Annotated in this window: 16 protein-coding genes; 3 read left to right on the top strand and 13 right to left on the bottom strand. The window is 39.8% G+C overall.

All coding sequences use genetic code 11. The features are described from left to right. Positions 1–45: 45 nt before the first annotated feature. From A9G07_RS03280 to A9G07_RS03235, 10 genes are all read right to left on the bottom strand, one after another. Entirely contained in the window at positions 46–489 is a 444-nt protein-coding gene (locus A9G07_RS03280; protein ID WP_065734009.1) for a hypothetical protein, read from the bottom strand. Continuing rightward, positions 486–2498: a hypothetical protein gene (locus A9G07_RS03275; RefSeq protein ID WP_065734008.1), complete on the bottom strand. Its 2013-nt coding sequence runs from the start codon at positions 2496–2498 to the stop codon at positions 486–488. Before A9G07_RS03275 ends, A9G07_RS03280 begins: the two co-directional genes overlap by 4 nt. Before the next feature lies 1 nt (position 2499). Beyond that, positions 2500–3063, bottom strand: coding sequence for a hypothetical protein (locus A9G07_RS03270; protein WP_065734007.1), 564 nt, complete (start codon positions 3061–3063; stop codon positions 2500–2502). 18 nt (positions 3064–3081) lie between these two features. After that, a complete protein-coding gene (locus tag A9G07_RS03265; RefSeq protein WP_065734006.1) occupies positions 3082–3975 on the bottom strand; it encodes a phage capsid protein in 894 nt (297 codons plus the stop codon). 170 nt (positions 3976–4145) lie between these two features. Beyond that, positions 4146–5036, bottom strand: coding sequence for a hypothetical protein (locus A9G07_RS03260; protein WP_065734005.1), 891 nt, complete (start codon positions 5034–5036; stop codon positions 4146–4148). Then, the gene (locus A9G07_RS03255) at positions 5036–5272 is read right to left on the bottom strand and encodes a Bbp19 family protein (protein ID WP_065734004.1); all 237 of its coding nucleotides are present in this window, start codon (positions 5270–5272) and stop codon (positions 5036–5038) included. Before A9G07_RS03255 ends, A9G07_RS03260 begins: the two co-directional genes overlap by 1 nt. Continuing rightward, positions 5262–6863, bottom strand: coding sequence for a portal protein (locus A9G07_RS03250; protein ID WP_065734003.1), 1602 nt, complete (start codon positions 6861–6863; stop codon positions 5262–5264). The genes A9G07_RS03255 and A9G07_RS03250 overlap by 11 nt, the downstream gene beginning before the upstream one ends. Positions 6864–6866: 3 nt before the next feature. Continuing rightward, complete coding sequence (locus A9G07_RS03245; RefSeq protein WP_065734002.1) at positions 6867–7127, bottom strand: hypothetical protein; 261 nt, start codon at positions 7125–7127, stop codon at positions 6867–6869. Beyond that, positions 7127–7537: a hypothetical protein gene (locus tag A9G07_RS03240; protein ID WP_065734001.1), complete on the bottom strand. Its 411-nt coding sequence runs from the start codon at positions 7535–7537 to the stop codon at positions 7127–7129. The genes A9G07_RS03245 and A9G07_RS03240 overlap by 1 nt, the downstream gene beginning before the upstream one ends. After that, positions 7527–7766, bottom strand: coding sequence for a hypothetical protein (locus A9G07_RS03235; protein ID WP_065734000.1), 240 nt, complete (start codon positions 7764–7766; stop codon positions 7527–7529). Before A9G07_RS03235 ends, A9G07_RS03240 begins: the two co-directional genes overlap by 11 nt. A gap of 443 nt (positions 7767–8209) precedes the next feature. Here A9G07_RS03235 and A9G07_RS03230 point away from each other — a divergent pair, with 443 nt between their 5' ends. Further along, on the top strand, positions 8210–8395 hold the full coding sequence (locus tag A9G07_RS03230; protein WP_065733999.1) for a hypothetical protein: 186 nt from the start codon (positions 8210–8212) through the stop codon (positions 8393–8395). A 61-nt stretch (positions 8396–8456) separates the two neighbouring features. Here the strand turns inward: A9G07_RS03230 and A9G07_RS03225 are convergent, their stop codons facing one another. The 3 genes from A9G07_RS03225 to A9G07_RS03215 form a co-directional block, all read right to left on the bottom strand. Then, positions 8457–8639: a helix-turn-helix domain-containing protein gene (locus tag A9G07_RS03225; protein WP_065733998.1), complete on the bottom strand. Its 183-nt coding sequence runs from the start codon at positions 8637–8639 to the stop codon at positions 8457–8459. A 274-nt stretch (positions 8640–8913) separates the two neighbouring features. After that, a complete protein-coding gene (locus A9G07_RS03220) occupies positions 8914–11079 on the bottom strand; it encodes a VapE domain-containing protein (protein ID WP_065733997.1) in 2166 nt (721 codons plus the stop codon). Between the two features lies 1 nt (position 11080). After that, positions 11081–11281, bottom strand: coding sequence for a helix-turn-helix domain-containing protein (locus A9G07_RS03215; RefSeq protein ID WP_065733996.1), 201 nt, complete (start codon positions 11279–11281; stop codon positions 11081–11083). Between the two features lie 143 nt (positions 11282–11424). Here A9G07_RS03215 and A9G07_RS03210 point away from each other — a divergent pair, with 143 nt between their 5' ends. Beyond that, complete coding sequence (locus A9G07_RS03210) at positions 11425–12102, top strand: LexA family transcriptional regulator (RefSeq protein WP_081303331.1); 678 nt, start codon at positions 11425–11427, stop codon at positions 12100–12102. A gap of 3 nt (positions 12103–12105) precedes the next feature. Beyond that, a complete protein-coding gene (locus tag A9G07_RS03205) occupies positions 12106–12678 on the top strand; it encodes a hypothetical protein (RefSeq protein WP_065733995.1) in 573 nt (190 codons plus the stop codon). Positions 12679–12827 lie beyond the last annotated feature (149 nt).

Raw genomic sequence — 12827 nt, 5'->3', positions numbered from 1 at the left:
CTGTGTCAGCGGTGCCCTTTGCCGCCCAATACCACCAAGACATAATTAAATCTCCTTAATGTACGTAACTGATGATGGGGCATAACCAAGGCAAGAATACATTGATAGCGTTCTATCGGTATTCACGCCGGAAGAGACCCCTAATTCGATATGTGTTGCGCCTTTTGATTTCGCCCATGCCTCGTATTTTTTAATCAATCGTAGCGCAGTAGTTCCCCCCGATTTAACAAAAAAGGCTATATCATTAGCGATTAAATTGTTACCTGCGGGTGGGGTTGATAAACTAGCTATCAAAAGACCTGTTATATTTTCGTTTTTTTCATCGATTAATATTGTTGATCTAGCGCTAGTAATAAGCATTTTTAAGGATAGCAACGCGCTTTCATCATCCCATGTATATACCTGTTGGTGGTTTATCGCAGTTGCATATAATTCTTTGCTAACTTCGAAAACCTTCGGTAAATCAAATAATGTCGCTTCTTTAATCATCCGGAAGTTACCACATAAGAAACCGCTAGCAAATGAAACGGTAGCGGTTGATCTTGTTCAATAGTTATGTTGATTTCGTTAATATCCCAACCGATAGAGCTAAGTTGCACCGAGGATTCCAATTCAGGAGGGGCTGTATCTAACAGGTCCTTACCAAATTTACGAGAGGTGATTACTTGCCCACTTTCTGGGCCGTAAAGGTATACCGACGCCCCCCGAGTATTATGAAATCTAAAAGTTACATCACTTAGTGTTAGTCGGGAGCCTACAATTGTCCCTGCGTTGATCAAGGAATCTTGAAATAAAAGTTCTAAAGTAGTTTTATAATTAAGCCCAACTTCAATAGATACCGCATCACGATTTAAGTTTATTGTACCGTTAACCACCCTTTGGTTAGGCATAACTACACCATCAGCAACAACAGAAACAGTATGGCCCTCAAGATGATTAAAACCGTGCCAAATGTTTGAACCGTTAGCGTCATAACCTGACATCGCGCAATCTGTGTTTAGCTCTGGATCAAAAATTTCTATAGTTATAGTTTTTTGTCCGTTAATGATCCGTCGGACAGCGGTATAAACAACATCCTTAGTTTTATCTGGTAAGCAACATGCATAGAGGTATTGCCCCTCAGTTTCAAAAGCTCCCCAACCAGCAATCTCTTGTTCAGAATTGTATGTTAGTGCGGCGATCGTGCCGTCGTTGCACACAACATAAATCATAGAATTAGGGTCTTGTTGGTAGGTAATCGCTTTGATGCCACTTGTCAGTAAATGTCGCGAAATTTCTGATAATGTCATCCACTCGACATCAGTGCCATAATAGCCACCGTTAGACACCGCTTTTAATTGTTTACCTGCTCGCTGAACAAACAACATTGAAGCATCAACATTTATTGGGCGAACATGCGAGCAACCAAAAGCGGATTGTAACCGGATATTAATGTTGTTTGGTTTAATGCCGTTCTCGTATCCACCAGTAATTGAAAATTCATTACCTGCAGTAAGCGCCAGCAATACCTGATCTTGCGCTAAATGTATAATCTTATTACCGTGATTATCATCAATACCGACAGAAAGTGCATCATCATCGCTACTATCTGCCGTATCAAAATTGTAAGGGTTGCCTGTTGCTGACATCCAAATTTTCCGCGGAAATTTTTTAGATGAGGCAAAGATTAATCGTTGTTGATGTATATAGGTAGCGGAGGGGTACCCATGTTCAGCACTCCACCCCGGATGTAAAATCGTCCATGAATTTGGAATAGCAGTAATCGTTGAAGATAATGCGTAAACTATTTTCCCTGTAGCCGTGCAATATTTACCATCTTTAGCATCGCTTATGTTGGTAATTTTAAGCACACCACTATTGACCGATATGCGGGCGCCTATATCAGAATTGGTAAAACCATAATGTTTAGCTGTGCATGTGTCATCATTGAAACTTGTAATCGTTACCGATTTATCAACGTCCTTATCTGTTGTGGCGAATTTTAGGTATGCATAGGGTGTTGGTACGGTTTCTTCGAATGGCACAGGATCAAAAACAGCCGCTTTCAACGTCCAATTATCATCACCATAACGTTTTAATTCCATAACAGGATGGTCACCATGCACTAAAAACATGGTATCTTGACGCTGAGTATACTTAATATCTTTTAAATCCGATTCTTTGTAATGTGTAGGCACTTCGTAAATATGCCCATTTCGATCCCTTATCACATGGCCATTAATATAAAAACGCATATAATACTCGCCAAGTTCCAGCATGTAGGATTGATCTACGCTATATACAAATTTAATCAGAATTAAATCTTTATCGCTATATTTTGCGTTGTTAATGAATAAAGAACCGTTACGACGAATTGCCCCACCAAACGGCGATATAGCGGCATTAACAGATTTTTTTAACCCGTTTTGATGTTTGGCTGTATCTGTTCTGCCTCTCATCTCTGGCGATATTTCACCAGCAGAAAAGCTTGTTTGAACAACTCTAACTTGCGCAGGCATATTAATACCTCGCTTGCAATAATGGGTTACCTTTGAAACGTTGCGAAGGGGTCTCCATCGCATTATTAGCTTTAGCAATCATCAGTTTATATTGTGCTTTTTGTTCTAAGGTTTGCCTTAATGTATCTGATTTGGCAATCGGATAAGCAATTTGTGATGCCAGCTCGTATTTTACCGCATTAACAAAATCAGGAGGCCAAGTACCTACATCATTATTGCGGAACACATAGCATATATCTAATGCAGAAACATTAGCTAAAATCTTGCCACCTTCTAACTTAAAATCTCGCCCTGCATATAAACTATCTATACTTAGCAAGCGTAACATGTCGGGTGGCTTATTAAATTCATACTTATAACCGTAAGGAGGAGTGCTAACCAAAGGCGATAACGTAACGCGCTTAGTTGCGAAACTCCATGGATGCGCACGTAACAGATCGTCTTGTACGTCATCAAAAAGGTTTATCGTTAACCTTGCTGGTGTGGTGCTATCGTTACTATCTGATATTGGAGCGGCGCCCACTAATAGGGATGCACCTGAACAAATACTAATTTTAGATGACATCGCCGCCCCCTTCTCAAATTACACTGCTAGTTGAATTTCTACGACTTTTTGTTCGTTAGCGCGACCCGCCGCCATTGAAGCATCGACATAGATTTGTGTCGTGTTGTTCTTATCACGACGTTTACCGATATCAACTTCATAGTTAGAACCTTGACCGTAGTGCACCGCAGTACCTGTGTACATAGCTACACGCTTATATGAGCCATCGGCGCTAAGTAATAATTTGTTGTAAGGAATCCAGTTAATCCCACACCAATTAACAACTTGACCTTCCTGCAGCATTCTAACGCTCAAATAATCAGCACTAGTTAACGTAGTGTCACTTAGAATCTTAGTTAACATCGACGGATCGTAAGTAATATAAAGTGTTTCACCGTTTTGCTCGTCGCACTCGTTTGCACGGAAAATACTTTTAGCCGCGATAACTCTATCTTTAAGACTAGCGCTACCGCCCGCAGTAATAATCTGTGAATTAGGTAATACAACATCGGTTACAGTGCCGTTGTATTCATTGACACGAGGGATTGAGCCGAGTAATGCGTTATATATGATTTCATCAGCTTTGCGATGATATGCTGAAAGGCAATTGTTCATATAATCACTTTGAACACTCGCTAACAATCTATGCTCGTCCCCACGAGGAATTGGCACCGCTATATCAAAGTCTCGTAATGTTACACGACGCACACCAGCGTCAGGTAAATCCCATTGCGTATCGCCAAAGCGTGTACGTTCTCGCATTTCAAGGCTACCCATATCATTAATTGTGAATGTGTTACCTTTAATTTGCCCTCTATTGTGTACCGTTTTTGCTAAACGAGATTCTTTTTGTTGGCAAAGAATTTCAAACGTATCATGAAATTGTTCTACAAATGCCGCTGTAATTTTATTTTGATTAGTTGTAAAAGACATTATTATATATCCTAAAAAAATACACCGAAAAAAGAGTTATCGCGTTAGCGGCTCTAAAACTTAACGCGGTCGGCTAAGCGCTAAGTGCTTTTCTTCGTGGAGTGTCCAACCGCCGTTGGGTCCAGTTTTTTAGGAATGTATCACCGGTAGCGGTGCGTTTTCGCACCGATTTAGTAATGTTCTTTATCACCGTATACTTTTTTGTAGTATTGGTCTACCTGATTAATTGCTTTTGTATGATCTGGATGTTTCGGATCTAGATAAGCCGGAGATTGCATTATCGATCGTATGGTCTCCTGAGATTCTGATGGTTGTACATCCCGAGCTGGGGAGTCCTCTTTCATCAACGCCCCTACATTGGCCAGTAACCGTACAACAATAGGATTGTTGCCGATGATATCGATTAAACCTTTATCCTCCTCTGATGCAAAGCGATTAAATGCTCTTTGCGCATTTTGGATGCCTTTGTTCATCTCCGCAGGGGTAGCCCATGTTTTCGCCAATGCCTCTTGACATAAATTCATATCGTACTCATCTCGACGATCTACCAGTGTCTGGACTACAGTAGCATAACGTTCAGCAATCAAGTTGATCTGCTCATTAGTAAATCCGGCTTTGTGAGCGTCTTGTACAAACGCTTTAAAGTCCGCATCGTTCTGTACTAATTCTGGAGTAATGCTTTCAGGTAACCCAAGTTCTTGGGCATTGAAATCGATTTTATAACCTTCAGGCGAATCGGGGACAACGCCACCGGTTTCCCCCATCTTTTTAGCAAGGTGGTTGTAACCCTCCGCAAGTTTACGGCTTGACGCTTCAGTATCAATTGTTCCATCTTGTTTTTTCACTATAAATTTTTCAGGGAAAGGTAGCCCCCCCTCTGGTGTTTCACTACTGCTTGACAGTAAAGATGCTTCCGGGGTTTTATTTTCTTCCCCTTGTGTGCTATTACTTGAACTAGCGACAACATCAGCCAACGATGTTTGCACGCTATCCGCGGCGGGCATACCCCCAGCATCACCACCGTTAACATCAATATTTTGTAATACGTAACCTTCAAACATTATTCAACCTCTGTGTTATGTTTTGCAATATTCAATTGCATTAAAATATATTTAATTACGGACGCTTGCCCCAAGTTGTATGCGGTTTGCCTTCCTCCGTCATCGTTCGCGACAAATTCACCGTTGGCATGACTGAACCGTCGGAGTAAATCATCGAGAATAATACCGCCCGGGGAATGGGGTAACCCAAATAGCTTTTCGTAATCAAAACAAATATTGCTTTTTTTATCTTTCATTTGCTTGCGCCTTCGCTTGTTCTGATGCCGCTACCATATTTATCTGGTCTTGCATTGCTTGCTGTTTCTGAGCTTCCATTTCTTTTGCCCGTTCCTCTCGAATTTTTTTAACTTCTTGCGGTTTGCGTAGAATGCTGGTAACACTTTGTTTTTCCGCCAGTTGTGTTACAACTTCGTCGATATCAACATTATCAACCACATTAGGCGATATCTGCATTACCCCGCCGATTTGACCAATAAATCTCTCAATCGATACTATTTCTGACTCACGTTGTGCTTGCGCCAAAGGCGATAGATATTTAACCGTATACGCTCTATTTGATAGCGTTTGCGGCAGTTCGAACCAGCCGTTACGGAACGCTATACCGAAACAGCGTAAAACTAACACTTGTAACCATTCAGAGTTCAGCCTACCAAACACAGGACCGAGTAACTGACGTAAATACTGTAATCTGATATGAAATTCTGTAGCAGTACGAACACCGCTATCGACCGGGGGGAGCTGATCTGCCATCATCACCGCACGTATTTCGTTTTGCAGTCTATCTTCTTGTGAAAATGTAACATTGAAATTACTAGCAGATCCAAGAGGTCTAATGCTATCCGTTGTCGATGCTACGGTGATCATCTCGCCCGGTCCTATCGTCAACATGCTAGGATTAATTACACCATCGTCTTGAACTGTATACATCCCCGCCGCGGCGATACCTAAACCTAATTTTTCTAAACGCTTTAACTCGTTTAATTCTTTGATAGCAGGCAATGCATCGTAAACCAGCCCAACGCCGTACGCACTACCTTTTTGTTTTTGCCAACGAGGAAAACAGACCGGGAATTCGTGGTACCCACTATTACGAATAATCTTCTTGCTATCTACATCGATGTGATAGCTCAAAAACGGTAACGCATTGTTAAACGGAGAACCCGGAATATAGTCAGTACGCGGCGCGATATAATGTATAAATTTGTAGATAGTGTTCGGTCGTTTTTGGGCATCTGTTTTGATTTTGTCACTAACATCGTTACCAAACTCGCGTACCGCTTGTTCTGCGGTCATCGAATAACAATGATAAACAGTATCGATAACTGCGTCGCGACGTGTTGACGCGACAAATACATCCGCTAGATTCCATTGTTCAAAACTGTAACCGGTGCCGTCCTCGTTATCTGTAATGTATGTTGCAGATTGCCCCGCGATTACATTGTCAGTCATACTCTCGACGGCTTCGCTGTCGTAATTAGACGCATGTATCTTCTCAAATATAATATCCGAGGCCTTTTTTAATGCGTCGGTTTCATCTGGCTCTACGTCATCAATAACCAGCTCAAACCATTTAGCGTTTGCCGGTGTCATCCCCCCGACAATAATCGATGCGATATCTCGCACACTGCGGGTACCCTCTGTTGTTAGAAGTTCCGCTACATCATCTTTGGCTTGATCAGCAGTAAATACATTACCCGACAGTCCGGAAGCGCGGAGCGGCGACGTGTATTTATAACACTCTTTCCACACGTCTTCGAGCGATGCGCGTTCACTACGCATCTTATCCGCCCTTTCGATGATTTTATGAGCTATTCGATTATCAGACATTTATTATTCGCCCAACAGTTTTTTAGCAGACTGTGCAACAGCCCCCGAACTTGAATCCATGCTAGTTGCCCCAGTACTTAAAACACTACGATTTTTTTTACGCGCTAGCGCTGCATTTGTAATCTTTTGTTTATTATCAACTTCTTCTTGCGCTGTATCTTGTGCTGGTGTGGTGTTGTTGACGATTTTTAAAGGTGCTTTTCCGCCCCCAAAAATACCTCCAAGTACCTTACCAAACATTTTACCGATTCCTCCTCCGCTCATTATTTATCCCCTTTTTGTGCGTTGACAACATAACCATTTTTTGTGAGTTTGATATGCTCACCCGTGATTATGTTACTCTGTGCTTTAGTGATATTAACGGCTGACAAATCCGTCTTGACAACGGTAGCGGCTTTAATTTGTGCCTGAGCTTTGATTGTGTCCAACGCTTTTTGTGCTTCTTCGAGCGTTGAATTAATTAACGTTTTCGCATCGAGTAACGCATCTAATTTAATCTGCGCCTGCTCCTTTTCATCTTGTGATGCTGTATCGTCAGCAATTATTGATTTGTTTAGCTCGATAGCATCATCGATATTTTTCGCTCGATTTTCGATGTCTTCTAGATTTTTCTGCGCTGTGGTTTGTTCGTCAGTCGGTGCGCCAGGAATTTGAATATTTTTTTTATTTGCCATTGTGTTGCCTTAATGTAGGTGGGTTAGTCGCAGGTTGATTAGTTTTTTTACGCCACAGCGCGATCAGCGCCTCGCCCGTGTAGTATCTAGGCTCAGATTCGCACGTACGTAAACGAACAATCGACGATTTATGAACTCCGACTTTACGCGCGATAACGTTAATTGAAACAGCACGATCGCTATTCAATATGTCGTTAATTAATTGTGTCCAATCGATGCGCCTAATCATAACCCTGCTTGTTATTTGAAATTTGCAGGTCGGTTATATCATATGTAGATGTTCATAATCCCGATCGTTTGTTGATTGAAGTTTCAGCAAGGAATTTAATTAAAATAAATTATGATTATAAATTAATTAGATATAGTTAAATTCTTCTAGAAATACCGCAAAAATACCGCATTTGTAGATTAAAAAGTGATCAATCGGAATTTAAAGAGTTGACATAATATGTAGGAACCCCTACAATATACAACATCAACATGGAGTTGATAAGGTAAACCCCCGACCTAAGACGAGGGCTTAAGGAGAAGTAAAATGAAACTCAAAATACTCATTTTAATTCTGCTACTTTTGATAAGCTCCCCAGCAATCTAAAGTAGTTCAAAGGAGAGGGCAACCTCTCCGGCGACCTTAAATATAACAATTTAGCGATTTAAAATCAAGGTGATTGCATGGCATTAAGCAGAGCTGAAATAAACGAGCGCAGTAATCAAAAAAGAGGAATTAAATCTAAATCTTTCAAGCTTCACGTTGACGATATAGAGCTAATACAATCTACAGCCAAAAAGCTTAATATTTCTCAAACCAAACTGATTACGGAAGCCGTTAAGCTTTTTATAAAACAACAAGCCCTGTAATCTGGGCTTTTTTTTATCACTAAACGCGCGCACGCGCGAGGAAATGAGATATTTATATACATTAAATCTTTACGCTTTCCCACATCTGCATCAACTTAACCCCTTTTTCATAACTGGGTGATGACCCATTTTTCCACATTACAACCGTCGATACACTAACGTCTAGCCGTCTAGCTATCTCCCGTCCGGATATCCCAGCTTTTTTTAAATCACTAATAATCATAAACCAATCTATTTTTTGCATCTTTCATCCTCGGCTTGCAAATTTTTGCAAGTTAGATATTTTTTATATGAAGTGTAGAAAACTATAAAACACGTTTAAAACATTACCCCGTAAGGTTTCGTAGCCTTTCTATTTTTTAATTTTCTACGCTTTCTACTGATCTTCTCCTATATATACTTTTAAAGCACTATATACGTCGTTTGTAGGTGTCCATTTATATAACTAGTGTAGAAAGTGTAGAAAGTGTAGAAAACCTTTTATGCACTTGATTGGGTTTCTACACTAATCTATATAACTAGTGTAGATTTCTACACTTCGCAAAAACCCTTAAACTTTTACCACCTACTTTAGTAACTGTCTTTTTATACCCTAATTCTTGCAGAGTTTTACTTATTCTCAGTTCTTCACGTCGTCCGATACTTTTAGCATCCAAACCGATCGCCCCTTTAAGCACCTCAATATATGTAACATAATCTTTATCAATCGGTTTCTCATCAGTTATAATATCTGGCTCGTTTAGCCATCTGCTAACCGTTTCTTGCCAAGCATCTTTAATCATGTATTGCTCGTGTTCCCGTGCCGCCAAATGTTCCGCCGCGCTGAACTGAATACCGCTATCAGAAAACAGCTTTTTAGCTTCCGCCCACAACTGATCACGATTTTGTCTAATGCCCTCGACATTAACGTTACTCACCCGAACAGGTAGAAAACGACGATTGCCGGTATCATCTGATAAAAATTCGTCTTGATTTGTTGTACCAACGAAAACTAAACGCCGTGGAAACTGAGTCGCAAACTCTCTATACTTAGGTATCCAGTTTTCATGCGTGCGTGTGATGAACGCTTTAATACTCTCTAATTCTTTTGTATGTAATCCGCGTAGCTCGCCAATTTCGCCAACCAAGCGACCTCTCATCTTTCTTGCCAAATCATCATCCTTTTCTGCAAATGAGACCTCACAAAAATAATCCGGACTCGGAGACAATGCAGCCACCCCGGTTGATTTACCGCAACCTTGGTCGCCAACTAAAATTGGTACCATGTCCGCTTTTATCCCCGGCTTGAGAACGCGACCGGCTAGCGCTGTCCACAGATATAACGAAACAGCCTCCGTGTATTCTGACGATTCTGCGTTAAAATAATCAGATAAAAATGTCTTAATACGTGGCACGCCATCCCACTCTAATCGTGATAACCATTCTGTTGCCGAATCAAAAGGGTTTTCGTCAGCGACTAATAAAACGATATCGCGTATTAACTCGCGACCAATGGGTTTAAATCCACCCTGCTCTAGCCCGATTCGCAATCGTGAGTAATCGGCATCGGTAAATGTTTGCCATTGGTCGCTACCCAACGGGGTAAACATAATTTCATCGCGGAACTGATCAAACTTGATGTTGATTTGACAAATATCCGGACGCTGAACAGCAAGATAAACATTGTTAATAGTTGATTCTATCTTGCCGTTTTTATCTCGTTTGAACGCCGGTAGCGGTTTTTCGCCCTCCGCCACGGGGATAACCTCAAAGTCTTGAGAACGGTAGCCGATAGCATTTAAAAAATCGCCATCATCTTTATCCATACAATGCGCGTGTAAACATCTAAAATGACCTTGATCAAAGCCACCAGTCCCTGCCGGAAAATATGCCGTTGCGGTTTCGTTTGATTCTGTTGTGTGGTTATCAGAAAACGGGCATTCAATATAACGTTCCCCCGCATCACCAATACGTAATACATTCCAGTTTTCATCTAAATATTGTGTAATATCGTCTTCTGCAATACCTTGATTTTGGGTGATATCTCTATTTTTATTTACTCGAGAACTAATAATTTTACCGTCGAGAACATGGGCTATTGTTTGCCATATATGGTTAAACTGTTCGGAGGTTAGTGTAGGTATAAAATAAGGTAGCCCCCCTTCCCACTGGTAACGCTCCCCGCTTGGATGGGTACCAGCCGCAATAAATTGTTGCCCGTTCGCTAAAAACTCAATGATATTATTCTCGTCGATTTTAATAATCTGTTTAGTAAAATCGCCGGGCATTTTAAACATGACTAAAAACTTACTGCTATTAGCTCGAAATCGACAGCATAATGGCACCCCTGCGACCGTTTCAATGTAACCTCTTAACGCAGATTTCACATAATCAGCTATAGCGGGGTCGGATACGTCAACATCAATCGCGCGTACATTGCGTGTCTGTATACAAATTCCATAATCGCTATTTTTAGACCAATTTTCTATTTGCTTTGGAGTTGTTACATGGTTAGTCCAACTTGGAAAACCAACAACTTTACCTTCTCGGCTATAACGTGACGGCGTTTTACCAAGAGATTTTAATGTGCTATTTTCTGAGATATTAGCATTGGGATTTGAAACTACAGGTAGCAGATCTTCTGTTAACCCCAAAGCTAAATCAAAATGCAACCAATCATCTGGTGATGCTCCATATATTTTCATACTAAATATTCTCGTCATCAAATTGTGTAGTCGTATCTAAAAAAGACTGTAAAGCCTCAACTGTTTGCCAACGGGGATTTTGTGTAATACCTTTTAGTATTTTGTTTATTGTAGGTGCGGGCACTTGTGTATGTTTAGAAATATCACGTTGGGTGAACCCTAAACCTTTTAACGCCATAATAATTTCCTGTGGGCTTTTCATTCGTTTTTGTCCTTATTCGTGTTTCGTTTTTGCAATTTTAGTGTTAAATATATAATTTATCAACCGCAAAATCGAAATTTTAAGAATTTTTATATATTTAAAAAGTAATGATAGTATTAGCTATACAAAAATAAGGGGGAAATATGAAAGCATGGAGTAAATTACTAAAAATAGAGATGAATAAAAGAGAAATGAGCCAAGTTGAGTTGAGCTCAATCATAAAAAAACCAGCTAGCACGATATCTCACTGGATCTCAGGGACCCGTATACCTCCTGCAACAGAAATGGTTGACGTATTAAAAAACCTCGGTGTAGAAGAGTTTACAATAACAGCTAGCGGCGATATAAAAACGGATATGGTGCAGGATAACACTAATAAACAAAAAGGATATATTGTAGAAGTACTAAATGTTAAAGCCAGCGCGGGGCACGGTTCTCTTGTTGATACAGAATCTATTGATTCCGTACGCGCGATTGAATACAGCAATGAGAAAGCGCATCAAATATTCGGAAGTTTACCGGCTAACAATGTGAAAATTTTAACAGTCAAAGGCGATAGTATGTCTGGGACAATTGACGCCGGCGATTTAGTATTTGTTGATATATCAAAAAACCATTACGATGGCGATGGTATTTATATTTTTGTTTATGGCGATACTTTATTTGTTAAACGTTTACAAAAAGTAAAAGATAGGTTGCTGGTTATTTCAGATAATAAACACTACGCGCAATGGGAAATATTTGATAGTGAAATGGACCAATTTTTTATACAAGGTAAGGTATTACTTAGCCAAACACATAAGTTAAATAGGTATGGATAAAAAATGAATAACGCAAGCATTTGGGGGATTATTTTTATTTTGTATATATTAATAATATTCAGAAAAAAATTTTTGAATATTATTAAGAAAATTACTCCCCCCGAGAACGAAACAGAGCGTTGGTACAAGGAACATTTAAAGCAACAATCACAAGCCAAGGCCGAGTACTATTACCAAAAGTTCAGTAAATTAAAAGATAAGTATAGTCAGAAAAATAAAATTAAGTTTAGAAGCACCACAGAAGCTTTTTTATTTGCTTGTGAGAACTCCGCACCTTTGGAAATACATCAACCATTGGTTGGGATTGTGCGAGATGTTTCTACAAGTAGGTATATATACGATATTACAAAATTTGCACCCGTTTACAATATTGAAATAGCACTAAATGAAGGCACTTTTAATACCATAGTATACTCACCGGTAATTGATTATTACTTAGAGGTGGGATCTCTAGTTATTTGGACCCCTACAGATTTTCAAAATACAGAATGTTCTATATCAGGACTTTTACAATCTGAAATATACCCAATATTATCTTTAAAGACCGGTTGGAAAATAAAAAAAGAATTTAAATAGCTACCTAAAAAAAAAAAAAATCAAACCCGCTAAATGCGGGTTTTTTCATACCTGTAATCAAAGCCAATGCTCAATAATTAATCAGTTAGATTGCAAATTGCAAAAAAAATTTGCATATATAATTTCGTTTTTGTAAACTTCAATTATTG

The sequence above is a fragment of the Gilliamella sp. wkB72 genome, from assembly GCF_001693745.1.
GTDB classification, from domain to species: Bacteria; Pseudomonadota; Gammaproteobacteria; order Enterobacterales; family Orbaceae; genus Gilliamella; species Gilliamella apicola_E.
This window is presented reverse-complemented; position numbering and strand designations above follow the sequence as displayed.